This window comes from Pseudonocardia spirodelae (genome assembly GCF_037727765.1).
Taxonomy (GTDB): Bacteria; Actinomycetota; Actinomycetes; order Mycobacteriales; family Pseudonocardiaceae; genus Pseudonocardia; species Pseudonocardia spirodelae.
The window spans coordinates 262,205-285,459 of record NZ_JBBJUP010000006.1 but is presented as its reverse complement, the minus strand read 5'-3'; the positions used below and the strand labels follow the sequence as shown (position 1 = coordinate 285,459).

The window sequence follows — 23,255 nt, the reverse complement described above, 5'->3', positions numbered from 1 at the left end:
CGCAGGAACGGTCAGGCCTGCCGCTGCCCGTCGAGGGCCGGGCCCGGGAACACCATCGGCCGCGGGATGCCGTGGTCGTCGAAGGCGTCGGTGATGGCACCGTTGAGCGCGCGCTGCACGGCCCACTGCCGGCCCGGGCTGACCCGCACGGTGATCCGCAGGGTGACGCCCTCCGGTCCGATCTTGTCGACGCCGAGCACCTCGGGCGCCTCCAGCACGTCGCCGGCGATGTCGTCCTGGGCGGCACGCTCGGTCGCCGTGCTGCCGGCGAGCTCGGTGGCCTCCTCGACGTCGGCGCTGTGCGCGACCGGCAGGTCGACCACGGCCACGGCGTACCCCTGGCTCATGTTGCCGACCCGCAGGATCTCGCCGTTGCGGACGTACCAGACGGTGCCCTTGATGTCGCGGATCGTGGTGATGCGCAGGCCGACCGCCTCGACGGTGCCGACCGCCTCGCCGACGTCGACGACGTCACCGACGCCGTACTGGTCCTCGAGCAGCATGAACATGCCCGACAGGAAGTCGCGCACCAGGTTCTGCGCGCCGAAACCGATCGCGAGACCGAGTACGCCGGCCCCGGCGAGCAGCGGGCCCAGCGGGTAGCCGAGCTCGTTCATCACCATCATCACGGCGACGAGCAGCACGACCGCGGAGACGATCGAGCGCAGCACCGAGCCGATGGTGCGGGCCCGCTGCGCGCGGCGCTGCGACCCGGCGTCGGGCAGCAGGGGGGCCGCGGCGTCGGCGCGGCGCAGCCGCCGGGCGCGCCCGACCAGCGCGGTGAACCGGCCGTTGGTGGCGCCCTCGACCATCCGCCCGATCGACCGGTGCGCCAGCCAGCGGAACAGCACCGCGACCACGACGATGACCGTGATCGCGACGGTCTTGTCGACCAGCGTGTCGGCGTGCTGGGCCAGGAAGTCGTTGCTGGTCCAGCGGTAGAGCGTCGCGCACCAGGAGCCGGCGTCCTGCACGCAGTCCGGCATCAGCATCGCGTCCTGCAGCGGGACGTCGGGCAGCACACGGGGGGTCACGAGTCCTCCTCGGGGGCGGTGAGGGCTGCGTCGCCGGGGCGCCGGCGGGTGCGGCCGCGCGGCGGCACGGCCGGGTCCGCGGGACGGTGCCCGGGCCCGCGGCGCCGATGCCGCGGCCGTGTCACCGGCGCCGTCGGGGCCGGCGGAGCCCCGGCGGGGGCGGCCCCCGAGCCTACGTCACCCGCCCGTGTGACGGACGTCGCGCACGTGCGCCGGGACCTCGCGGTGTCCCTGCAGGTCGGGAGCCGGTTCGGGGGTGCCCGCGACGGTCCGCAGCGGCACCACGCCCGCCCAGGCGAGGTCCGCGGCGACGTCGGCGTCGTCGTCCGACGGTGGGCCGGAGCGGCTCTTCACGCTCGCCTCGGTCAGGTCCAGTGCCAGCACCGCGGTCGCGGCCAGCTCGCGCCGGTCCGGGGTCCGGGCGTGGTCCCAGGCGCCGGGCGCGAGGTGCTCGACGATCACCCGCAGCGCGTGCAGCCGTTCCGCGTCACCGGTCACCCGGCGTGCCGTCCCGTGGACGACGGCGCTGCGGTAGTTCATCGAGAAGTGCATGAGCGCGCGGGCGTGCACGATCCCGTCGAGGTGGGTGACGGTCACGCAGCAGGGCAGGTCCGCACCGGCCAGCCAGCGGGCGCCGGTCGAGCCGTGCAGGTACAGGGTGTCGCCGTCGCGGCCGTAGCCGGTCGGGAGGACGACCGGTGCGCCGTCGCGGACGAACGCGACGTGGGCGACCAGGCCCTCGTCGAGGACCGCGTGCAGGGCGGCCCGGTCGGTGGCGGCGCGGTCGCGCTTGCGGCCCAGGGTGCTGCGGCGGGTGGGGGAGAGCGTCACGGCTCGATGCTCGCCCGCACGGTGGCATCCTGGAACGGCCAATGCCTCGCGATCCGGGAGGGCCATTGTGGAGATCGAGGCGCTGCCGCTGCTGCTCGACCGCGACGGCACGCTCCCGCTGGCGGTGCAGCTCGCCGACGCGCTGCGCGGCGCGGCCGCCGGTGGTGCGCTGCGCCCGGGGGACCGGTTGCCGTCCACCCGGGGGCTGGCGACGGCGCTGGGCGTCAGCCGCACCGTGACCGCCGCGGCCTACGACCAGCTGCTCGCCGAGGGCTGGGTCGCCGGGCGGGTGGGCGCGGGGACCTACGTCACGGCCGTCCCCGGCCCGCGGGCCGCCCGGCCGGCCGCGTCCGCCGCGGGCGTCGCCGGGCCGGAACCGGAGCCGTCGGTGCTCGACCCCGGGCGGCCGTGCGTCGCGGCGCTGGACCGCGCGATGTGGCGGCGGGCCTGGCGCGCCGCCGCCGACCCCGACCCGGACGACCGGCCCCGCCCCGACGGGCTGGCGCCGTTCCACGAGGCCGTCACCGGGCACCTGCTGCGCCACCGCGGGCTCACCCCGCCCGCCGGTGCGGTGCTGAGCACCGCGGGCACCTCGGCCGCGGTCGCCGAGCTGGCGCGGCTGCTCCCGGCGGGCGCGGCCGTCGCCGTCGAGGAGCCCGGCTACCCGCGTGCGGTGAGCGCGCTGCGGGCCGCCGGGCTGGACATCGTGCCGGTGCCCGTCGACGGCGACGGCCTGGTCGTCGACGCCGTACCGGCCGGCTGCGCGGCCGTCTACACCACGCCGGCGCACCAGTTCCCGACCGCGGTGCGGATGTCGGCGGCCCGCCGGGTCGCGCTGGTCGAGCGGGCCCGCGCCGAGGACCTGCTGGTGATCGAGGACGACTACGACGGCGAGCTCCGCTACGACGTCGCCCCGCTGCCGCTGCTGGCCGCGCTGGCCCCGGACCACGTCGTCCACCTCGGCACGGCCAGCAAGATCGTCAGTCCGACGCTGGGCGTCGGCTGGGCGGTCGCCCCGCCCGCCGTCCGCGACGCGTGGCGGGACCTGCGCTCGCGCACCGGCACCCGGCCGTCCCCGGCGGGGCAGCGGGTGTTCGCCGCGCTCGCCGCGCACGGCGACCTGTCGCGGCACCTGCGCCGGCTGCGCCGCGAGCTGCGGGCCCGCCGCGACACCGTCCTGGAGGCGGCGCGCGACGCGGGCTGGGCGGCCCGGGGCGACCCGGCGGGGGCCCACCTGGTGCTGTTCCCGCCCGCGGGGGAGGCGGCCGCCGTCGCCGCGGCCCGGGCCCGCGGCGTCGCGGTGTCCGGTCTCGCCCGCTACCACGCCGGCGCCCCGCGGGTGTCCGGCCTGGTCGTCGGCTACGCGGCGGGCACGCGGGCGGATCAGGCCGCCGCGCTGGCGGCGCTCACCGGCTGATCCTCCGACCGGCTGCGCGGGGCGCCGGACCCGCCGCCTACCCTCGGGCCCCATGAGTGCCGACCGGGTGAGGGTCGCCGTCGTCTTCGGTGGCCGCAGTTCCGAGCACGCGATCTCGTGCGTGTCCGCGGGCAGTGTGCTGACCCACCTGGACCCGCAGCGGTTCGAGGCCGTACCGGTCGGGATCACCCCGGACGGCGCCTGGGTCACCGGGCCGTCCGACCCGGCGCGGCTCGCGATCTCCGGCCGCGACCTGCCCGAGGTCGACGGCTCCGCGGAGTCGCTGGTGCTGCCCGGCGAGCCCGGCCGCGGCCTGGTCCGCCTCGACACCCGGGAGGCGCTCGCGCAGGTCGACGTCGTCTTCCCGATCCTGCACGGCGCGTTCGGCGAGGACGGCACGATCCAGGGCCTGCTCGAGATGGCCGGTCTGCCCTACGTCGGTGCGGGCGTGCTCGCGTCCGCGGTCGGGATGGACAAGGAGTTCGCCAAGAAGCTGCTGCGCGCCGAGGGCCTCGAGGTCGCCGACGGCGTCGTGCTGCGCCCCGGCACCGACATCGGCTTCGCCGACCGCGACCGCCTCGGGCTGCCGCTGTTCGTCAAGCCGGCCCGTGCGGGCTCGTCGATGGGCGTCACCCGGGTCACCGACCCCGCCGCGCTCGACGCCGCGATCGCCGAGGCCCGCCGGCACGACCCGAAGGTGCTGGTCGAGGCGGCCGTGCCCGGCCGCGAGATCGAGTGCGCGGTGCTGGAGTTCCCCGACGGCAGCGTCCGGGCGAGCCTGCCCGCCGAGCTCAACTACCACGGCGAGTTCTACGACTTCGAGTCCAAGTACCTCGACACCTCCGAGCTGCAGATCCCGGCCAAGCTCGACGACGAGATCACCGAGTCGCTGCGCTGGAAGGCGATCACCGCGTTCCGCGCGCTGGACGTGCAGGGCCTGGCCCGGGTGGACTTCTTCGTGACCGACGACGGGCACGTCACCGTCAACGAGGTCAACACGATGCCCGGCTTCACGCCCAGCTCGGCGTTCCCGAAGATGTGGGCCGTCACCGGCCTGGACTACGCCGAGCTGCTCAGCACCATGGTCGACACGGCGCTGGCCCGCGGGACCGGGCTGCGCTGAGGCCGAGGTCGGGCGCCGGGTCTCAGCGCACCTGCACCGGGCGGGCCGGCAGGGTCGCGACGACGGCGTCGGACACCGCCTGCAGCGGCCCCGGCCCGGTCTCGGCCGGCGCGGACAGCTCCAGGTAGACGCCCCGGTCGACCACCGCGTAGGTGGTGGCCAGCGCGCCCGGCGGGGTGGCCAGCGGGAGCCAGCTGACGCCGTTGACGACGATCAGCGGCGAGGACGGTCCCAGCTCGGCGGGCCGGCCGGTGCCGCAGCGCAGCACGACCGGCTCGGGCTCGGCGACCCAGGCACGCGCCCCGGGGACCGGCGGTGCGATCTCGCGCGGCGCGAGGTCCCCGGTGTCACCGGGGATCCCGGCCGGGAGCGCCCCGAGCACGGCCGCGCACGCCGCCGAGGACGCCTGCGGTCCGGCCGGCCCGGACAGCTCCAGGGGGCCGGTGTCGGGCCCCGTCGTCAGCCGGGCCCAGATCGCGATCCCGGCGACGACCACGGCGAGCAGCAGGGGCAGCGCGAGGGCCACCACGACCGGCGGCGACACGCGTGCCCCTGCCACTGCGCGCTCCGTCTCAGCTCAGCTTGACCACGGGGCAGGTGAGCGTCCGGGTGATCCCGTTGACACTCTGCACCCGGGCCACGACCAGCCGGCCGAGCTCGTCGACGTCGTCCGCCTCGGCGCGCACGATCACGTCGTACGGGCCGGTGACGTCCTCGGCCGAGACGACTCCCGGCAGGCCCCCGATCTCGGAGGCGACCGAGGCGGCCTTGCCGACCTCGGTCTGGACGAGGATGTATGCCTGCACCACGGCGTGCCCCTTTCCGGTACGTGCCGCCCTGCCGGATGGTTGGCGGCAGGAATGTCGGACGCAGAACCTACCGGAGGCAGCCCCCGTGTCCCCATCCGCGATCACGCCCGAGGGCGGTTCCGAGACCGGCGTCTCACTCAGGGAGGTCGGTGAGTTCCGTCTGATCGACCGCGTGACCACCGACCGTGTCCAGCCGGACACGACCCTGCTCGGCCCGGGCGACGACTCCGCGGTCGTCGCCGCGGCCGACGGACGGGTCGTCGCGTGCACCGACGTGCTCGTCGAGGGCGTGCACTTCCGGCTCGACTGGTCGAGCCCGGAGCAGGTGGGCCGCAAGGCCGCCGCGGCCAACCTGGCCGACGTCGCCGCGATGGGCGCGGTGCCGACGTCGCTGCTCGTGGGGCTCGCCTGCCCGTCCTCGACGCCGGCGGCGCAGCTGGAGCAGCTCGCCGACGGGCTGTGGGCCGAGGCCCGCTCGGTCGGCGCCGGGCTGGTGGGCGGCGACCTCACGTCCGGGCCGGTGATCGTCGTGTCGGTGACGGCGCTGGGGTCGCTGCAGGGCCGCGAGGCGGTCCTGCGATCCGGGGCGCGGCCGGGGGACCGGGTGGCGGTGTGCGGGCGCCTGGGCTGGTCCGCGGGCGGGCTGGCGGTGCTCGGGCGGGGCTTCCGCTCACCGGCCGCGCTGGTCGACGCGCACCGCGTCCCGCAGCCGCCCTACGCGGCCGGTCCGCAGGCCGCCGCGGCCGGTGCCACCGCCATGATCGACGTCTCCGACGGCCTGCTGGCCGACCTCGGGCACGTGGCCCGGGCCTCCGGGGTGGCGCTGCGGCTGCGGTCACGCGCGTTCACGGTGCCGTCGCGGCTGGCCGAGATCGCCTCGGCGCTCGGCCTGGACCCGCTGCGCTGGGTGCTGACCGGCGGGGAGGACCATGCGCTGGCCGCCACGTTCCCGCAGGCCGCGGTGCTGCCCGAGGGCTGGACCGAGGTGGGTGCGGTGGAGGCGCCTGACGCGGCCGGGCCGGCGGTCACCGTCGACGGCCGCCCCTACGACGGCGACGGCGGCTGGGTCCACTTCGCGAAATATTGATTCCACTTCGTGCTTGTGCCGGGCCGGGACGGGTGACATCGTGCCCTCACGATCGGGCGATTCGGGCATACAGTGCGATTCGCCCCGCACCGGAGGGGTGTCACCGTGGACAACCTGGGCGTACTCAGCCTGCTCGCACTCACCCCCATCCTCGTCGTCGCGGTCCTGCTGGTCGGGCTGCGCTGGCCCGCGAAGTACGCGATGCCGCTGGGCTTCGTCGCGGCGGCCCTGATCGGGTCGCTGGTCTGGGGGATGGGCACCACCGCGATCGTCGCGTCGACGATCGAGGGCCTGATCATCGCGGTCGGGCTGCTGTACATCATCTTCGGCGCGCTGCTGCTGCTGCAGACGCTCACCCAGAGCGGCGCGCTCGCGACCATCCGCGCGGGGTTCACCGGCATCAGCCCGGACCGGCGGGTCCAGGCGATCATCATCGGCTGGCTGTTCGGGTCGTTCATCGAGGGTGCGTCGGGGTTCGGCACCCCGGCCGCCGTCGTCGCGCCGCTGCTGCTCGCGCTGGGCTTCCCGGCGCTGGCCGCGGTGCTGGTCGGCATGGTCATCCAGTCGACGCCGGTCAGCTTCGGTGCCGCCGGGACGCCCGTGCTCACCGGCATCGGGCAGGGCCTGTCCGGCTCCGCCGAGGTCGACGCGCGCTCGGCCGCGCTCGGCCTGGACGCGACCGGCTACCTGTCCGCGATCGGGTTCGAGGTCGCGGCGCTGCACGCGGTCGCCGGGACGCTCGTCCCGCTGTTCCTGGTGTGCCTGCTGACCCGCTTCTTCGGCGAGAACCGCAGCTTCGCCGAGGGCCTGGCCGTCGCCCCGTTCGCGCTCTACGCCGCGTTCGCGATGACCGTGCCCTACGTGCTCGTCGCCGCGCTGCTCGGCCCGGAGTTCCCGTCGCTGCTCGGCGGGCTCGTGGGGCTGGCGCTGGTGATGTTCACCTCCAGCCGGGGCTTCCTCATGCCGCGCACGGTGTGGGACTTCCCGCCGCGCGAGCGGTGGCTCGACCGCTGGACCGGCACCCTCGCCGCGGGCGGCGACGTCGGTGTCACCGGCGCCCGGATGAGCACCTGGCTGGCCTGGTCGCCCTACGTGCTCGTCGCCGCGGTGCTGGTGCTGACCCGCACCGTCGCGCCGGTGAAGGACGCGCTGTCGGGCATCACCGTCGGCCCCGCGGACATCCTCGGGACCGGTATCGACGAGACGCTGCAGCCGCTCTACTCGCCGGGCGCGGTGTTCCTGCTGGTCTGCCTGGTCACCTACGGCCTGCACCGGATGAACGGCCGCCAGGTCGCGACGTCGTGGGCCGTGTCGGGACGCCAGCTCGCCGGTGCCGCGGTCGCGCTGCTGTTCGCGCTGCCGCTGGTCCGCATCCTGATCAACTCCGGCGCCGAGCTGAACACGACCGGGCTGGCGTCGATGCCGCTGACGCTGGCCGAGGGGGCCGCCGCCGTCGCCGGGCCCGCCTGGCCGGTCCTGGCGCCCTGGATCGGCGCGCTGGGGGCGTTCGTCGCCGGGTCGAACACGGTGTCCAACCTGACGTTCGCGCTGTTCCAGTTCGCGACCGCGGAGAACATCGGCGCCACCCCGGAGACGGTCGTCGCGGCGCAGGCGGTCGGCGGCGCCGCCGGGAACATGATCACCGTGCACAACGTCGTCGCCGCGTCGGCGACGGTGGGGCTGCTCGGCCGGGAGGGCGACGTGATCCGGATGACGATCATCCCGATGACCTACTACTGCCTGCTCTCGGGCGGGCTGGCGTTCGTGCTGATCCACGGCGTCGGGCTCAACACCGGCACGGTGCTGCTCACCCTGGTGCTGCTGACGCTGGCCGCGATCGTGGTGGGCCTGCGGCGGGCGGCGACCCGGCTGCCGGCCTGACCGGGGTCCCCGCACACGACGACGGCCCGGCCCCGCCGCTGCGGGGACCGGGCCGTCGCCGGAGGTTCAGGAGCCGCGACGCCAGAACAGCAGGAACCGGCGCAGGCGGTCGCGCAGCCCGGGGTGACCCGGCACCGACCGCTGTGGGGTCGGGAACTGCCGGAACTCCGCGGGCGGCGGGGTCGACCCGGCCGCGGGCAGGGTCGGCGGGTCCATCGCGACCAGGGTCTGCGGGAAGTGGCGCGAGCCGGTGGACGGGCTGTTCTCGGGGTGCACGGGCGTCCTCTCCACGGCCGGTCCATCGCTGCGCGTGGCCGGCTCGTTACCGTTCGTCGGGCACCGGGAGCCCTCCCCACGGTGCCGGGCGGGGTGCGCGCCGCCGTGCTGCCCGTCGGGGACGGGCGCGGGCCCGCGCGTGCCGTGTCCGGCCGGGGGCACCGCGGGCCGGACGGGGAGCGCGGGGCGGCGGTGCCTGCGCCGCCCAGGATACCGGGCCCCGGTGGCCGATACCGCTGTGCGGTGGCTCACCCGAGGGGCGGTCGGGACCGCCCGTCCTCGCTACCGTGAGTGCGGGACGGGTGATCGGGACGGACGGAGCGGGCGTGTCGGGGCTGGTGGCGCTGGTGGCGTGGGCCGCTCTCGCGGGCTGGATCGCCGCGGGCGTGCTGCTGGTGCTGGCGCACCGCCGGCTGGAGCGCCTGGAGCGCGAGCACACCGCCCGCAAGTGGGACCTCGTCGCGCTGCGGGCCGAGGTGCGGGCGCTGCGACGCGACGCGCCCCGTGCGGGGACGACGGACGCTCCCGCGGGCACCGGGCCCGCGGCCGACGCACCCGAGGGGGCCGCCCCCGAGGGGACCGTCCCCGAGGGGACCGTCCCCGCGGCCACGGGGCCGCGCACGCTGACCGGCCCGACGGCCTGGCGCCGCACCCACCGCCCGACCGGCTCCCGCGCGTCCCACCGCACCGGGAGCCCGCGCCGCAGGCGCTGAGCACGACGCCGGCCGGGTCAGCGCTGCGGGACCGCCGCCCCCCGGATGCTGGCGTCGAGCAGCTGCACCGGGTGCAGCAGCGGGATGTCGGCGAACCCCTCGGCGGGCAGGTACTTGCCGATCTGCAGCAGGCAGCCCGGGTTCGCCGTCACCACGACGTCGGGCTGCGCGGCCCGGATCTTCTCCGCCTTGCGCACGCCCAGGTCCTCGGCCGCGTCCGGCTTGACCATGTTGTAGATGCCCGCCGAGCCGCAGCACAGCGACGCCTCGGCGATGTCGACGAGCTCCAGCTCCGGGATCGTCCGCAGCACCTCGCGGGGCTGGCTGCGCACGCCCTGGGCGTGCCCGAGGTGGCAGGCGTCGTGGTAGGCGACCCGGCCCTGCACGGGGGTGCGGGGGGCGCGGGGGCCGCCGTCGTCGTCGCGGGAGTACAGGTCGGCCAGCACCTCGTGGACGTCGCGGCAGCGCGCGGAGAAGCGCGTCGCGCGCTCCGCCCACTCCGGGTCGTCGGCGAGCATGTGGCCGTAGTCCTTCATCGAGGACCCGCAGCCCGCGACGTTGGTGACGACCGCGTCGACGTCGAGCGTCTCGAACCGGGCGATGGTGCGCCGGGCCCGCTCCAGCGCGGACTCCGACCGCCCGGCGTGCACCTCCAGCGCGCCGCAGCACTGCTGGTCGCGGGGGACGAGCACGTCGCAGCCCTCGGCGGCCAGCACCCGCACGGTGGCCTCGTTGACCCGGTGGAAGAACACGTCCTGCACGCAGCCGGTGAGCAGCGCGACCCGGGCCCGGCGGGTGCCGACGGCGGGCGTGTGCACCGGCAGCGTCGCGAACGCCTCACGCACGCTCACCGGGGGCAGCAGCGACTCCATGGCGGCGAGCTGTCCGGGCAGCTTCTCGGCGAGCCGACGGATCGCGGGGACCTTGCGCAGCTGCTGGTAGAGCGCGCCGGGCAGCGCGGCGGCGCGCAGCCGCCGCTTGTAGGGGAACAGCGAGAAGATCGCATCGCGGAACAGCTTGTCGGAGCGGGTCCGCTCGACGTTGCGCTCGATCTGCGGGCGGACCGACTCCAGGAGCTTGTCGTACTGCACCCCGGACGGGCACGCCGTCACGCACGCCATGCAGCCCAGGCAGTTGTCCATGTGCTCGGTGAAGGGCCCGTCGAGCGCGATGTCGCCCTTCTCCGCCAGGTCCATGAGCAGGATCCGGCCGCGCGGGGAGTCCATCTCCTCGCCCCACAGCACGTAGGTGGGGCAGGTCGGCAGGCAGAATCCGCAGTGCACGCAGTCGTCGAGCAGCTCGCGCTCGGGCGGGTGGACCGCGTCGAACGAGCTGGGTCCCTGCTGCGGGATCTTGGTCTCGGCGGACCCGGCGGGGGTCCCGCCGCCCGCGGTGCCGGGGGTGTCAGCGGTGCTGGTCACGCGTGCCTCACATCCAGGGGTCGAAGCGGCCGGCGGCGAACCGGGCCTCGGGGTCGAGCCGGGCCCTGACGGCCTTCAGCAGGGTCAGGGCGGACGGTGCCGGGCCCCACGCGGGGGCGTCGAGGGCCTCGGGGCGGTCGCGCAGCACGCTGGTGCCGCCGACCGCGGCGACCGCGTCGTGGACCTCGGCGACGGCGGCGCCGGGCACCGTGACGGTCGCGACGCCGGTCGCGAGACCGGCGGTGACCGCGGTGGTCGGCAGCTGCGCGAGCAGCGGGGCCAGCCGGGTCGGCGCGCAGCCGATCCGGACCACGGCGCCGTCGGGGGCGCCCTCGGCGGCCGGCTGGTCGCCCGCGGCCGCGTCCCCGCCGCCGCCCGGGAGCCCGGCGGTCAGCGCGGCGTGGGTCTCCCAGGCGTCCTCGCCGGCCTCGTGCGCGCCGGAGCCGAGCAGCTCGCACAGGCGCCCGACCCGCGCGGGCAGGGTCTCGGTGCCGCCCTCCAGGCGGACCAGCAGGCGTCCGGGGTCGCCGGAGACCCACTCGACGGCGATCGGCTCCAGCGGGCTGGCCATCAGCGCCAGCACGTGGTCGGCCGCCTCGCCCACCGGGCCGTCGACGGCGACGCAGGCCACCGCCTTCGGCACCGGGTGCAGCCGCAGCACGACCTCGACGAGCGGGCCGAACAGACCGTAGGAGCCGTGCATGAGCTTGGCCATGTCGTAGCCCGCGACGTTCTTGATGACGTGCCCGCCGGAGCGGACCATCGTGCCGTCGGCGAGCACCGCGGTGGTGCCGATGACCAGGTCGCGCAGCCCGCCCCAGACCAGGGCGGAGGGGCCGGCGTCGGCGGTGGCGACCAGGCCGCCGACCGTGGCGCCGCGGGCGACGCGGGCGGCGTCGAACGCGAGGCGCTGGCCGTGCTCGGCCAGGATCTGCTGCAGCTCGCGGACCGGGGTCCCGGCGTGCACGGAGACGGTCATGTCCCCGGGGTTGTGGTGGATCACCCCGGACAGCCCGGACAGGTCGAGCGTCGCGTCGGCGTCGCCCGGGCGCCCGGCCCAGTGCCGGGCGGTGCCGGCCCCGGCGATCGCGAGCCGGCCGGGGGTGTCGAGGACGGCGTCACGGACCTCCTTGGCGGAGGTCGGGCGCAGCGTGGTGGGAGCAGCGCGGGTCATGAGGGGCCTCTCAGAGTCGTTCGATCAGGCCGGCTTCTTCGAGCGGGTGCGGGCGGTAGCGGCCCGGCTTCTCCCCGCACAGCCGCGGCGTCGGCAGGAGCTTGCCCGGGTTGCAGACGTGGTCGGGGTCGAAGCCCGCCCGGATCCGGTCCATCACCGCGAGGTCGTCCTCGCCGAACATGGTCGGCATGGAGCAGGCCTTGTCGGTCCCGATCCCGTGCTCGCCGGACAGCGACCCGCCCATCTCCACGCACAGCTCGGCGATCTGCGACGACAGGTGCTCGGCCCGCTCCGTCTGGCCCTCGGCGGCGGAGAACAGCACCAGCGGGTGCAGGTTGCCGTCGCCGGCGTGGAAGACGTTCGCGACGCGCAGCCCGGCCTCGGCGCCCATCTCGTCGATGCGGCCGAGGATCTCGGCGAGGCGGGTCCGGGGGACCACGCCGTCCTGCACGATGTAGTCCGGCGAGATCCGGCCGACGGCGGCGAAGGCGGCCTTGCGTCCCCGCCAGATGTTCGCGCGTTCCTCCGGGGAGCCCGCGACGTGCAGCCGGGTGCAGCCGTGCCGGTCGCAGATCTCCTTGACCAGCGCGAACTGCTCGTCGCACTCCTCGACGGTCCCGTCGAGCTCGACGACCAGCGCGGCCGGGGTGTCGAGGGAGTAGCCGGCGCCGGTGGCGCCCTCCGCGGCCTCGATGGCCAGCGCGTCCATCATCTCGACCGCGGCCGGCACGATCCCGGCGGCGACGATGTCGGACACGACCTGGCCGCCCGCGGCGACCGACGGGAAGTCGGCGAGCAGCGTGCGCATCACCTCCGGGGTGCGCAGCAGCCGCACCGTCACCTTCGTGACGATCCCGAGCGTGCCCTCCGAGCCGAGGAACACCCCGCGCAGGTCCGGGCCGGACTGCTCCATGGAGTCCGAGCCGAGGGTGACGACCGAGCCGTCGGGGAGCACGACCTCCATCGACAGCACGTGGTTGGTGGTGAAGCCGTACTTCAGGCAGTGCGCGCCGCCGGAGTTCTCCGCGACGTTGCCGCCGATCGTGCACACCTGCTGGCTCGACGGGTCCGGGGCGTAGTAGAGCCCGTGCGGGGACGCGGCGGCCGTGATCTCCAGGTTCGTGACGCCCGGCTCGAGCACGGCGCGCCGGTTCTCCGCGTCGACCTCCAGGACCCGGTTGAGCCGGTTGACCCCGATGACGACGCCGTCCGCGACGGGCAGAGCGCCCCCGGACAGCCCGGTCCCGGCGCCGCGGGCGACGAACGGGATCCGGTGGCGCGCACAGATCCGCACGCAGCCGGCGACGTCGGAGGCGGTGCGCGGCAGCAGTACCAGCTCGGGGACGACGCGGTTGCCGGTGAGGCCGTCGCACTCGTACGTGCGGGTGCGTACCGGGTCGCTCAGTACGTCCGCGTCGCCCAGCAGGGCGACGAACTCGTCGTGGATCCGACGGTCCAGGGGCATCGCTGCACTCCCTTGCTGCGTGGCGGGGCTCACGAAAGGGTAAGCCGACACCGGAACCCGACGCCTGTTCGGAGATCACGACGGGGTCCGTGTCACTTCCGGGATGCGGAAAAGATAATCCACTGGTAGAAATACAGCCAGTCCGACAACCACACGGAGAGGGTGGTCACAGATGGCCGACACCGCCGGCCTGCAGGTCGATCCGCACCTGAAGTCCTTCGTCGAGGGCGAGCTGCTGTCCGACGTCGAGGTGTCGGCGGACGAGTTCTGGTCGACCCTCGCGCGGCTCCAGGAGCGCTTCGCCCCGAAGATCGCCGACGCGCTCGCGCGCCGCGACGAGATCCAGGCGCGCATCGACGAGTGGCACCGCGAGCACGGCACCGGCTCGGTCGAGGAGTACGAGAAGTTCCTCACCGACCTGGGCTACCTGCTGCCCGAGAAGTCCCCGAGCGTCTCCGTCGACCGGGTCGACCCGGAGATCGCCGAGGTCCCCGGGCCGCAGCTGGTAGTGCCCTCCACCGTCCCGCGCTACGCCCTCAACGCCGCCAACGCGCGCTGGGGCTCGCTGTTCGACGCCTTCTACGGCACCGACGCGCTGCCGCAGGAGCACGAGCTCGAGGCGGGCTACGACGAGCGCCGCGGCGCGCAGGTCATCACCGCCGCCGACGAGCTGCTCGACGAGCTGTTCCCGCTGGCCAAGGGCAGCCACACCGGCGTCACCGCCTACCGCCCGTCGGCCGACGGGCTCGTCGCCGACACCGCGAGCGGCACCGTCGGGCTCGCCGACGCCGGCCGGTTCGCCGGCTTCCGCGCGATCGACGACCAGGGCCGCGGCGCCGTGCTGCTCACCCGCAACGGGCTGCACCTGGAGATCACGATCGACCCGACCACCCGGGTCGGGACCCAGCACCACGCCGACGTCTCCGACGTCGTGCTCGAGTCCGCGGTCACCACGATCGTCGACCTCGAGGACTCGGTCGCGACCGTCGACGGCGAGGACAAGGCGCTGGCCTACCGCACCTGGCTGGGCCTGCTGCGCGGCGACCTGACCTCGGAGTTCACCAAGGGCGGGAAGACGGTCACCCGGCGGGTCAACCCCGACCGCGAGTACACCGCCCCCAACGGCTCCGACCTCACCCTGCCCGGCCGCTCGCTCATGCTGATCCGCAACTGCGGCCACCACATGACCACGAACGCCGTGCGCACCGCCGACGGCGCCGAGGTCGCCGAGGGCGTGCTGGACGCGCTCGTCTCGGCCGTCGCCGGGCTCTACGACCTGCAGGGCAAGGGTCCGCACACCAACTCGCGCGCGGGCAGCGTCTACATCGTCAAGCCCAAGCAGCACGGCCCCGAGGAGGTCGCGCTGACCGTCGAGCTGTTCGGCGCGGTCGAGGAGGCCCTCGGCCTGGAGCCGAACACCCTCAAGATCGGCATCATGGACGAGGAGAAGCGGACCACCGTCAACCTCGCCGCCTGCATCGCCGAGGCGGCGAACCGGGTCATCTTCGTCAACACCGGGTTCCTCGACCGGACCGGCGACGAGATCCACACCTGCTTCGCCGCGGGCCCGGTGCTGCGCAAGGGCGACATGAAGTCGACCACCTGGCTCAAGACCTACGAGGACCGCAACGTCGACGTCGCGCTCGGCGCCGGGTTCGCGCACACCGCGCAGGTCGGCAAGGGCATGTGGGCCAAGCCCGCCGCGATGGCCGAGATGATCGAGCAGAAGATCGGGCACCCGAAGGCCGGCGCGAACTGCGCCTGGGTGCCCTCGCCCACCGCGGCGACCCTGCACGCGCTGCACTACCTGCGCGTCGACGTGCACGCGGTGCAGGACGAGATCGCGCAGCGCGCCACCGCCGACCGCCGCGCCCTGCTGGAGGTCCCGGTCACCGAGACCGCGTCGCTGTCGGCCGACGACGTGACCCACGAGCTGGAGACCAACGCCCAGTCGATCCTCGGCTACGTGGTGCGCTGGGTCGGCATGGGCATCGGCTGCTCGACCGTCCCGGACCTCGACGGCGTCGGCCTGATGGAGGACCGCGCCACCCTGCGGATCTCCGCCCAGCTCGTCGCGAACTGGCTGGCCCACGGCGTCGTCGACGAGCAGACGGTGCGTGACACCTTCGCCCGGATGGCCGCCGTCGTCGACGACCAGAACGCCGGCGAGGACGGCTACCCGGCCATGGCGAAGGACCTGGACGGCAGCGAGTCGTTCCAGGCCGCGCTGGAGCTCGTGTTCTCCGGTGCGACCGAGCCGAACGGCTACACCGAGCGCACGCTGACCCAGTGGCGTCAGCGGGCCAAGACGAACGCCTGAACCGACACCCGTCGACGACGACGCCCCCGGGACCCGGTCCCGGGGGCGTCGTCGCGTCCCGAGGAGGACACGATCGTGAAGCCGTGGATGCGACCGGCGGCCGTGCTGTTCGGCGTCGGCTACGGCGCCAACCAGTTCAGCCCGCTGATGGTCATGTACCGCGAGCAGGGGCACTACTCCGCGACCGTGGTCGCCGCGTTCTTCGGCGTCTACGTGCTCGGCCTCGTCCCGGGCCTGCTCGTCGGCGGGCCCGCGTCGGACCGCTGGGGGCGCCGCCGGGTCCTGCTGCCCGCGACGGCCGCGGCGGTCCCGGCCAGCGCGGTCCTCGCGCTCGGCGCCGTCGCCGAGCCCCTGCTCCACGCCGGACGGCTGCTGTTCGGCCTGTGCGTCGGCGTCGCGATGGCGGTGGCGACGACCTGGGTGAAGGAGCTCTCCGGTCCGGGGCAGGGCGCCCGGCGCGCCGCGCTCGCGCTCACCGCCGGGTTCGGGCTGGGCCCGCTGGTCGGCGGGCTGCTCGCCCAGTTCGCGCCGTGGCCGATGGAGCTGCCCTACCTGGTGCACATCGTGCTGATGGTGCCGGTCACCTGGTGGCTGCGCGCCGCCCCGGAGAGGGTGACCCCCGGCCGGTCGGGGTCCTGGCTGCGCGACCTGCGGGTGCCGGCGGCGGCGCACCCCCGGTTCGTGTGGCTGGTGCTGCCGGCCGCGCCGTGGGTGTTCGGCGCCGCGGCCCTGTCGTTCGCGGTGCAGCCGGCCGCGCTGGGCGACGCCGTGGGCGGCTACGGGCTGCTCGTCGCCACCCTGCTGACCGCCGCCACCCTCGGCTGCGGCTTCCTCGCCCAGTCCGCGGCGCGCGTGGTCGACGCCCGCTCGCCGCTGGCCGCCACCCGGATCGGGCTCGGCTTCGTCGTCGCGGGGACGGTGGTCGCCGCACTGGGCGCGGGCGCGAGCAGCATCCCCGTCGCGTTCGGGGCGGCCGCCCTGCTCGGGGCGGGCTACGGGTTCGTGCTGCTCTCCGGGCTGCAGGAGGTGCAGCGCATCGCGGCGCCGGAGCAGCTGGCCGGGCTGACCGCGGTCTTCTACTCGCTCACCTACGTCGGGTTCGTGCTGCCGGTGGTGCTCGCGGCGCTGACCGGCGCCGCGGGGTACCCGGTGCTGCTCGCCGTCGTCGCGGGGGTGGAGGTGCTGTGCCTGGCCCTGGTGTGGGTCGGTGCGCGCCGGGTTGCGCGGGCAGTTCCCGCGCCATCGGCCGAGCAGGCGCCGGTCTGCTGAGCGCCGCCCGGGAGGGCCCGCGTCGTGACCGGCGGAGGACGGGGTTCCGGGCGCCGACGGCGGAGGCTCAGAGCGTCCCGACGTAGCGCCGGTGCATCCGATCGGCCCATTCGGTCAGCGCAGGCCGGGCGCCACAGACGGTCAGGAAGTCCTCGTGCGACCAGTACGCGGTCGGGACGTCCGGCACCGCCTGTCCGACCCTCGCCACGACGTCGCGGGCGGTGGCGTCGTCGCTCCGGCCGAGGACCACGGCCAACACCTCGTCGATCCCGTGCCTGCGGCGTACGGCGTCGGTCAGCAGTACCGAGCGGAGGAACTGCGTCCCGCCGGAGGGAGCCAGCGCGACCGCGTCGTCGTCTGTCAGCCCGAGTGCCGTCAGCGCTCCGGCGTAGCGCGGATCGCCGGCGATCGGTCCCGGTGAGAACGGCTCGGTGTACTTGACCTCGACGGTGATCAGGCAGGAACGGCCGTCGGCCAGGACGAGCGCGGCCGCGAGATCAGCGGCGGAGCGGTCGCCCAGGGCCTCGGCCGGGGCAGGTGCCCACTCGGCCTGCAGCCCGTCGAGCCGGTACACGTCGTCGGCATCGCCGAGTGCACCGAACCCCACCGGTGTGAGACCACCGAGGTCGCCGAGGACGTCGACGGCGTCGGCCGGGCGGGCCCGCAGCTCGCCCGCGATGCTGAACGCCAGCGGCTGGCTCGACAGCAGGTTCCGCCACAGCCGGTCGTCGCCGATCGTGCCGTGCGCGGCGCGCACGGCGGCGACCCGTGCGCGGGTGTAGGCCCGGGCCGCGTCGGACATGAGGTTCCATCCCTCGCGTTCCGGCGTCGTCCCGTCGTGGTGCGCGGGCAGCATGCTGTCGACCGGCCGTGGGGGCCGGCCGCCGTCGCCGGGCGGGAGCCCCAGGACAGACGCGCGCCACTCGCCCTGCAGCCGTCGATGACGACGGCGCGCCGCGTCGTCCGAGGAGACCGTCGGGTGATGGTGGACGTCCACGGGGGCATGATGGCCGCTCCACCCCGGTGGCTCCACCCGCGGATGGACGCGCGACGCCGCGGGCGCTCGTACCGTCGGACCCGTGACCACCACGGACGACCTGCCCCGGCTCCCGTTCCCGCGCACCGACGTGCTCGAGCTCCCGCCGCTGTTCGAGCAGCTGCGCGAGAGCACCCCGATCACCCCGGTCCGCACCCCCGCCGGGGACGTCGCCTGGCTGGTCACCGGCTACGACGAGGCCCGCGCCCTGTTCGCCGACGACCGCCTCGGGCGCAGCCACCCCGATCCGGAGCGCGCCGCGCGCATCTCCGACTCGATGATCTTCGGCGGGCCGTCGGGGGAGTCGCCGGAGACCGAGCGCACCCAGCACGCCCTCATGCGCAAGCTGCTCGCGCCCGCGTTCTCCGCACGGCGGATGCGGCGGCTGTCCGGGCACGTCGCCGAGCTCGTGTCCGCCCGGCTCGACGCCGTCGACCGGGCCGGGCCGGGTGCGGACCTGCACGAGCTGTTCTCCTTCCCGGTCCCGCTGCTGGTGATCTGCGAGCTGCTCGGCGTGCCCTACGCGGACCGCGACGAGTTCCGCCACTGGTCCGAGGAGCTGGCGCTGCTGCACGACCGTCCCCGCGCCGAGGCCGCCGGAGGTGCGCTGTTCGCCTACGTCCGCCGGCTGCTCGACCGCAAGGCCGGCGACCCGGGGGAGGACGTGCTGTCCGACTTCGCCGCGCTCGGCGCCGACTCCGGGCAGCGCGACCGGCTCGCCGCCCTCGGCGCGGGGCTGCTGTTCGCCGGGCACGAGACCACGGTCGGCCGGATCGACGTCGGCACCGTGCTGCTCACCGGGCAGCCCGAGGAGTGGGCGGCACTCGCGGCGGACCCCGAGCGCGTCCCCGGCGCCGTGGAGGAGGTCCTGCGGCTGGCCGCCCCGGGCGGCGGCAACGGCGGCATCCCGCGCTACGCGCACGCCGACATCGACCTGGCGGGCGTCCACATCCCGGCGGGCGACGCGATCCTGCTCGCCCCCGGCGCCGCCAACCGCGACCCGCGCCGGTTCCCCGACCCGGAGGGCTTCGACGCCGCCCGCAAGCCCGCCCACCTCGCGTTCGGGCACGGGCCGTACTTCTGCGTGGGCGCGAGCCTGGCCCGGGTCGAGCTCACCGAGGTGTTCCGGGCGCTGCCCGCCCGGTTCCCGTCGCTGCGCCCCGCGGTGCCGCGCTCGGAGCTCGCGCTGCGCTCGGACGTGCTGACCGGCGGCCTGCGCGCGCTGCCGGTCACCTGGGAGCGGTGAGAACCCGGGCGCGTGCCCGGCCGGCCCCGCCGATACTGCGTCCGTGCCGTTCGAACTGAGGGTGACCGGGCTCGACCATCCGGACGTGACGCCGCTGGTGGCGCGGCTGCTCGACTTCTACAGCGAGGTCTACGGCGGCGAGGGCGACGACACGCCCGTCGCCCCGGCCGAGTTCCGGGCCCCGAACGGGCTGTTCCTGCTCGGCTACGACGACGGCGTGCCCGTCGCGACCGGCGCCTGGCGGGCCGTCGACGCCGACCCCGCCGACCCCGCCCGCCGGGACGGGGACGCCGAGCTCAAGCGCATGTACGTCGACCCGGCCGCCCGCGGACGCGGCCACGCGCGTGCCCTGCTCGCCGCGCTGGAGCGCTCCGCGGCCACGGCCGGGCGGCGCCGCGTCATCCTCGAGACGGGTGACGGCCAGCCCGCGGCGATCGCGCTGTACACGGCGAGCGGATACCGTCGGATGGGCAACTTCGGCACCTACCGGGACGACCCCCGCTCGCGGTGCTTCGCCAAACCGCTCCCGGCGTGAGCCCGGGTACGGCGACGGGCGAAACGTCCGGTTGCGCCGATAGGATGACGGCGGCGTCGTCGCCGCGTCCCTGTCCGGCGTGCGTGTGGCGGTCCCCTCCGGCGCTCCCCGGTCCGGCCGTGACGCGAGCGGAACCGCTGGTCCGTACGACCCCCGACTCCAGGAGGTGCCGGTGCTCGCCGTCGTGGCCGCACATCTCGTCCTGGCGCTGTGTCTGCCCGCGCTCGCCCGGTACCACCGGCGGGTCGCGTTCGGGGCCGGCGCCGCGCTGCTCGCCGGGACCCTGGTGTGGGCGGCCGTGCAGGCACCGGTGGCCCTGGGCCCCGGGCTGTCCGACCACCTCGCCTGGGCCCCGGAGCTCGGGCTGTCGCTGAGCCTGCGGATGGACGGCCTGGCGCTGGCGATGATCGTGCTGGTCTCCGGGGTCGGGGCGCTGATCATGATCTACGCGGCCTGGTACTTCGGGCCGCGCTCCACCGACGCGGCCCGCTCGGCGGCGCTGCTCGTCGCGTTCGCCGGGATGATGCTGGGCCTGGTCCTGGCCGACGACCTGCTGACCCTCTACGTGTTCTGGGAGCTGACGTCGCTGACGTCGTTCCTGCTGGTCGGGCAGGGCGGGCAGTACCGCGAGAACCGCCGCGCCGCGGTGCAGGCGCTGGTCGTGACGGTGTTCGGCGGGCTCGCGATGCTGCTGGGCATCGTGCTGCTCGGGCAGCTCGCGGGCACCTACTCCATCCCCGAGCTCACCGCCGCCGCGACCGCCGGGACGCTCGCCCCGGACCGGCCGGTGGCCCTGGGCGTCGCGCTGGTGCTGATCCTGCTCGGCGCGCTGACCAAGTCCGCGCAGCTGCCGTTCCACCCGTGGCTGCCGTACGCGATGGCCGCACCCACGCCGATCTCGGCGTACCTGCACGCCGCGTCGATGGTGAAGGCCGGGGTCGTGCTCGTCGCGCGGCTCGGGCCCGCGTTCGCCGCGCAGCCGGTCTGGTGGGTACCGGTGATGGTGCTGGGCCTGGCGACGATGGTGGTCGGGGGCTGGCGCGCGATGCGCCAGACCGACCTGAAGCGCCTGCTCGCCTTCGGCACGGTCTCCCAGCTGGGCTTCCTGATGGTGCTCTTCGGGGCCGGGACCCGGGTCGCCGCGCTCGCGGGCATCGCGATGCTGCTGGCGCACGGGCTGTTCAAGGCGCCGCTGTTCATGGTCGTCGGCGCGATCGACAAGGCCTGCGGCACCCGCGACCTGCGCGAGCTGTGCGGGCTGGGGCGCCGCCGGCGCGGGCTCGCGGTGGTCGCGACGCTCGCCGGGCTGTCGATGGCCGGGCTGCCCCCGATGCTCGGGTTCGTCGGCAAGGAGGCCGCGTTCGAGGCGTTCGTGCTGGAGGGCGGCGTGCGGGGCTGGGTCACCGCGACCGGGCTGGTCGCGGGCTCGCTGCTGACCGTCGCCTACACCGCCCGGTTCCTGTGGGGTGCGTTCTCCACCAAGGGGCTGCACCCCACCGGCGGCGACCCGGTGCCGCTGGGGCTGTCCGGCCCCGCCTGGCTGTGCGCGCTCACCGGCATCGCGGCCGGGATCGCCGCGCCGCTGGTGCAGGAGATCGCCGCGTCCTACGCCGCGCCGCTGCCGCCCGCGGGCGACGCCTACGCCGCCCGCTACGAGCTGGCGCTGTGGCACGAGCCCGGGCTGCCGCTGCTGTTCACCGCGGTCGCGCTGGCCGGCGGTCTCGCCCTGCACCACTGGGGCCGCGCGCTGACCGGGCACGCCCCGGTCGGGCACCTGTCGGCCCAGCGCGGGTACGAGGCCGTCGTGACCGGGCTGGAGCGGACGGCGATCACCGTCACCGGACGGCTGCAGATCGGGTCGCTGCCGGTCTACCTCGGCTGCATCCTCGCGACCCTGATCGCGCTGCCCGGCCCGGTGCTGGCGCTGACCGGCACGGTCCCGACCGACCAGCTGCCGTACCACTCGATCATGCAGGTCCCGGTGGGGCTGATGGTGGTCGTCGCCGCGATCGCGCTGTGCCTGGCCCACCGCCGCTTCACCGCGGTGCTGCTGGTCGGCGCGGTCGGCTACGGCATCGGCGGGCTGTTCGTCATCGACGGCGCCCCCGACCTGGCGCTGGCCCAGTTCCTGGTCGAGACGCTCACCCTGGTGGCGTTCGTGTTCGTCCTGCGCCGGCTGCCCGCCCACTTCGACGAGCCCGACACCGAGCGGCGGGTGCGGGCGCCCAAGGCCGCGGTCGCCGCGGTCGGGGGCGTGCTCGTCGCCGGGACGGCCGTCGTGCTCTCCGGCGCCCGCACGCTGCCGCCCGCCACCACCGGGCCGTTCATCGCCGGCGCCCCCGAGGCGGGCGCGACCAACCTGATCAGCGCGATCCTCGTCGACTTCCGGGCGCTCGACACCGTCGGCGAGATCACCGTGCTGCTGATCTGCGCCGCCGGCACCGCGAGCCTGGTGCTCGCCACGCGCTACGACAAGCGGAAGGGCGGCACGGTCGTGTCCAGCGGCTCGGGCTCCCCGCAGCACGAGGAGGAGGTGCTCGGATGACGACCTCGGAACAGGCCCCCGGCGGCACCCGGCCGACCGGCGGCGGGAGCGACGACGCCCGCGCCGAGGAGGCCGCGGCCTGGGCCCGGATGGACCAGCCCAGCGGGCGCTGGATGCTGCCCGGCGCCTGCCCCGACGCCCGCGAGCGCACCCTGGTGCTGGAGGCCGCGGCGCGGCTGCTGTTCCCGGTCGTGCTCGTCTTCTCGGTGTTCCTGCTGCTGGAGGGCCACTACGGCCCGGGCGGCGGCTTCTCCGGCGGGCTGGTCGCCGGGCTCGCGTTCGTCCTGCGCCACATCGCGGGGGGCGACGACAACCTCGGCTCGCGGTTCCGGATCCGCCCGCCCGTCGTCGTCGGCACCGGCCTGATCATCGCCGTGCTCACCGCGCTGGCCCCGGCCGTGTTCGGCGAGCCGGTGCTGTCCTCGGTGAAGTGGACGATCACCTTCGGGCCGTTCGGCCACCTGGACGTCGTGAGCAGCCTGCTGCTCGACGTCGGCGTCTACCTGCTCATCATCGGCGTGGTCCTGGACCTGCTGCGCTCGCTGGGCTCGGGCATCGCCCGCGACGCCCGCGAGGCCGGCGAGGACGTCGCCGGACCGGGGGGCGCCCGGTGAACACCACCATCAACCTGACCATGGCGATCGTGCTCGCGGTGCTGTACTCCGTCGGGTTCTACCTGCTGATGCAGCGGTCCCTGATGCGGATCCTGATCGGCATCGTGGTCCTCGGTCACGGCGCGAACCTGCTGCTGCAGGTCTCCGGCGGCCCGCCCGGGCGGGCCCCGATCCTCGACGCGGTGCTGCCCGAGCAGATCACCGACCCGCTGCCGCAGGCGCTCGCGCTCACGGCCATCGTCATCACGTTCGCGCTGACCACCCTGCTGCTGGCCCTGGGCTACCGGTCCTGGGTGCTCGTCGGTCACGACGAGGTGCAGGACGACGTGGAGGACCGCCGCATCGCCGACCGGCTCAAGCCCAAGGGCGCGATGGAGGAGGGCACCGCGGACGAGACCGAGGCCGGCCCCGAGGACACCGCCGACTCCCACGAGCTCGAGGAGGGCCGCCGGTGACCCC

Annotated in this window: 21 protein-coding genes; 12 read left to right on the top strand and 9 right to left on the bottom strand. The window is 75.3% G+C overall.

Annotated features, from left to right (window positions below; translation table 11 throughout):
• Nucleotides 1–11 precede the first annotated feature (11 nt).
• Both WJX68_RS10005 and WJX68_RS10000 read right to left on the bottom strand, forming a co-directional pair.
• Nucleotides 12–992, bottom strand: coding sequence for a mechanosensitive ion channel family protein (locus tag WJX68_RS10005; protein ID WP_422785687.1), 981 nt, complete (start codon nucleotides 990–992; stop codon nucleotides 12–14).
• A gap of 219 nt (nucleotides 993–1,211) precedes the next feature.
• Complete coding sequence (locus WJX68_RS10000; protein WP_340288509.1) at nucleotides 1,212–1,865, bottom strand: pyridoxamine 5'-phosphate oxidase family protein; 654 nt, start codon at nucleotides 1,863–1,865, stop codon at nucleotides 1,212–1,214.
• 67 nt (nucleotides 1,866–1,932) lie between these two features.
• On the opposite strand from WJX68_RS10000, the gene pdxR reads away from it, so the two are divergent.
• Both pdxR and WJX68_RS09990 read left to right on the top strand, forming a co-directional pair.
• A complete protein-coding gene (gene pdxR / locus WJX68_RS09995) occupies nucleotides 1,933–3,282 on the top strand; it encodes a MocR-like pyridoxine biosynthesis transcription factor PdxR (RefSeq protein ID WP_340288506.1) in 1,350 nt (449 codons plus the stop codon).
• Nucleotides 3,283–3,334: 52 nt separating this feature from the next.
• Nucleotides 3,335–4,405: a D-alanine--D-alanine ligase family protein gene (locus tag WJX68_RS09990; protein ID WP_340288504.1), complete on the top strand. Its 1,071-nt coding sequence runs from the start codon at nucleotides 3,335–3,337 to the stop codon at nucleotides 4,403–4,405.
• Between the two features lie 22 nt (nucleotides 4,406–4,427).
• Here WJX68_RS09990 and WJX68_RS09985 read toward each other — a convergent pair whose 3' ends face one another.
• A complete protein-coding gene (locus WJX68_RS09985) occupies nucleotides 4,428–4,964 on the bottom strand; it encodes a DUF3515 domain-containing protein (protein ID WP_340288501.1) in 537 nt (178 codons plus the stop codon).
• A gap of 13 nt (nucleotides 4,965–4,977) precedes the next feature.
• Nucleotides 4,978–5,214 carry an Lrp/AsnC family transcriptional regulator gene (locus WJX68_RS09980; protein WP_340288498.1) on the bottom strand — a complete coding sequence of 79 codons (237 nt, stop codon included), beginning with the start codon at nucleotides 5,212–5,214 and terminating at the stop codon, nucleotides 4,978–4,980.
• A 100-nt stretch (nucleotides 5,215–5,314) separates the two neighbouring features.
• On the opposite strand from WJX68_RS09980, the gene WJX68_RS09975 reads away from it, so the two are divergent.
• Nucleotides 5,315–6,301: a thiamine-phosphate kinase gene (locus tag WJX68_RS09975; RefSeq protein WP_340288592.1), complete on the top strand. Its 987-nt coding sequence runs from the start codon at nucleotides 5,315–5,317 to the stop codon at nucleotides 6,299–6,301.
• A gap of 105 nt (nucleotides 6,302–6,406) precedes the next feature.
• The gene (locus tag WJX68_RS09970) at nucleotides 6,407–8,182 is read left to right on the top strand and encodes an L-lactate permease (protein WP_340288495.1); all 1,776 of its coding nucleotides are present in this window, start codon (nucleotides 6,407–6,409) and stop codon (nucleotides 8,180–8,182) included.
• Nucleotides 8,183–8,248: 66 nt separating this feature from the next.
• Here WJX68_RS09970 and WJX68_RS09965 read toward each other — a convergent pair whose 3' ends face one another.
• Nucleotides 8,249–8,473, bottom strand: coding sequence for a hypothetical protein (locus WJX68_RS09965; RefSeq protein ID WP_340288492.1), 225 nt, complete (start codon nucleotides 8,471–8,473; stop codon nucleotides 8,249–8,251).
• A 311-nt stretch (nucleotides 8,474–8,784) separates the two neighbouring features.
• Here WJX68_RS09965 and WJX68_RS09960 point away from each other — a divergent pair, with 311 nt between their 5' ends.
• Entirely contained in the window at nucleotides 8,785–9,171 is a 387-nt protein-coding gene (locus WJX68_RS09960; RefSeq protein ID WP_340288489.1) for a hypothetical protein, read from the top strand.
• A 17-nt stretch (nucleotides 9,172–9,188) separates the two neighbouring features.
• Here the strand turns inward: WJX68_RS09960 and WJX68_RS09955 are convergent, their stop codons facing one another.
• The 3 genes from WJX68_RS09955 to WJX68_RS09945 are packed head-to-tail and all read right to left on the bottom strand — an operon-like array spanning nucleotide 9,189 to nucleotide 13,231.
• Nucleotides 9,189–10,592, bottom strand: a complete 1,404-nt coding sequence (locus WJX68_RS09955) for a (Fe-S)-binding protein (RefSeq protein WP_422785684.1) — start codon at nucleotides 10,590–10,592, stop codon at nucleotides 9,189–9,191.
• Between the two features lie 7 nt (nucleotides 10,593–10,599).
• Nucleotides 10,600–11,766: an FAD-binding oxidoreductase gene (locus WJX68_RS09950; RefSeq protein WP_340288486.1), complete on the bottom strand. Its 1,167-nt coding sequence runs from the start codon at nucleotides 11,764–11,766 to the stop codon at nucleotides 10,600–10,602.
• A 10-nt stretch (nucleotides 11,767–11,776) separates the two neighbouring features.
• Nucleotides 11,777–13,231, bottom strand: coding sequence for an FAD-linked oxidase C-terminal domain-containing protein (locus WJX68_RS09945; RefSeq protein WP_340288483.1), 1,455 nt, complete (start codon nucleotides 13,229–13,231; stop codon nucleotides 11,777–11,779).
• Between the two features lie 172 nt (nucleotides 13,232–13,403).
• On the opposite strand from WJX68_RS09945, the gene WJX68_RS09940 reads away from it, so the two are divergent.
• Both WJX68_RS09940 and WJX68_RS09935 read left to right on the top strand, forming a co-directional pair.
• Complete coding sequence (locus tag WJX68_RS09940) at nucleotides 13,404–15,551, top strand: malate synthase G (protein WP_340288481.1); 2,148 nt, start codon at nucleotides 13,404–13,406, stop codon at nucleotides 15,549–15,551.
• Nucleotides 15,552–15,626: 75 nt separating this feature from the next.
• Nucleotides 15,627–16,820, top strand: a complete 1,194-nt coding sequence (locus WJX68_RS09935) for an MFS transporter (protein WP_340288479.1) — start codon at nucleotides 15,627–15,629, stop codon at nucleotides 16,818–16,820.
• Nucleotides 16,821–16,887: 67 nt separating this feature from the next.
• On the opposite strand, the gene WJX68_RS09930 is transcribed toward WJX68_RS09935, so the two are convergent.
• Nucleotides 16,888–17,817 carry a PGN_0703 family putative restriction endonuclease gene (locus tag WJX68_RS09930; protein ID WP_340288477.1) on the bottom strand — a complete coding sequence of 310 codons (930 nt, stop codon included), beginning with the start codon at nucleotides 17,815–17,817 and terminating at the stop codon, nucleotides 16,888–16,890.
• 82 nt (nucleotides 17,818–17,899) lie between these two features.
• Here WJX68_RS09930 and WJX68_RS09925 point away from each other — a divergent pair, with 82 nt between their 5' ends.
• The 5 genes from WJX68_RS09925 (at nucleotide 17,900) to WJX68_RS09905 (ending at nucleotide 23,251) form a co-directional block, all read left to right on the top strand.
• Complete coding sequence (locus WJX68_RS09925; protein WP_340288474.1) at nucleotides 17,900–19,102, top strand: cytochrome P450; 1,203 nt, start codon at nucleotides 17,900–17,902, stop codon at nucleotides 19,100–19,102.
• A 43-nt stretch (nucleotides 19,103–19,145) separates the two neighbouring features.
• Nucleotides 19,146–19,637: a GNAT family N-acetyltransferase gene (locus WJX68_RS09920; protein ID WP_340288471.1), complete on the top strand. Its 492-nt coding sequence runs from the start codon at nucleotides 19,146–19,148 to the stop codon at nucleotides 19,635–19,637.
• A gap of 172 nt (nucleotides 19,638–19,809) precedes the next feature.
• A complete protein-coding gene (gene mbhE / locus WJX68_RS09915) occupies nucleotides 19,810–22,182 on the top strand; it encodes a hydrogen gas-evolving membrane-bound hydrogenase subunit E (protein WP_340288468.1) in 2,373 nt (790 codons plus the stop codon).
• A complete protein-coding gene (locus tag WJX68_RS09910) occupies nucleotides 22,179–22,796 on the top strand; it encodes an MnhB domain-containing protein (protein ID WP_340288465.1) in 618 nt (205 codons plus the stop codon). Before mbhE ends, WJX68_RS09910 begins: the two co-directional genes overlap by 4 nt.
• On the top strand, nucleotides 22,793–23,251 hold the full coding sequence (locus WJX68_RS09905) for a Na(+)/H(+) antiporter subunit C (protein ID WP_340288462.1): 459 nt from the start codon (nucleotides 22,793–22,795) through the stop codon (nucleotides 23,249–23,251). Before WJX68_RS09910 ends, WJX68_RS09905 begins: the two co-directional genes overlap by 4 nt.
• The last annotated feature ends 4 nt before the right edge of the window (nucleotides 23,252–23,255 follow it).

Bases quoted from the DNA above. Each gene is read 5' to 3' on its own strand.
- WJX68_RS09940 (WP_340288481.1), top strand. From the start codon at position 13,404: ATGGCCGACACCGCCGGCCTGCAGGTCGATCCGCACCTGAAGTCCTTC.
- WJX68_RS09910 (WP_340288465.1), top strand. From the start codon at position 22,179: ATGACGACCTCGGAACAGGCCCCCGGCGGCACCCGGCCGACCGGCGGC.
- WJX68_RS09945 (WP_340288483.1), bottom strand. From the start codon at position 13,231: ATGCCCCTGGACCGTCGGATCCACGACGAGTTCGTCGCCCTGCTGGGC.
- WJX68_RS10005 (WP_422785687.1), bottom strand. From the start codon at position 992: ATGCTGATGCCGGACTGCGTGCAGGACGCCGGCTCCTGGTGCGCGACG.
- WJX68_RS09950 (WP_340288486.1), bottom strand. From the start codon at position 11,766: ATGACCCGCGCTGCTCCCACCACGCTGCGCCCGACCTCCGCCAAGGAG.
- WJX68_RS09990 (WP_340288504.1), top strand. From the start codon at position 3,335: ATGAGTGCCGACCGGGTGAGGGTCGCCGTCGTCTTCGGTGGCCGCAGT.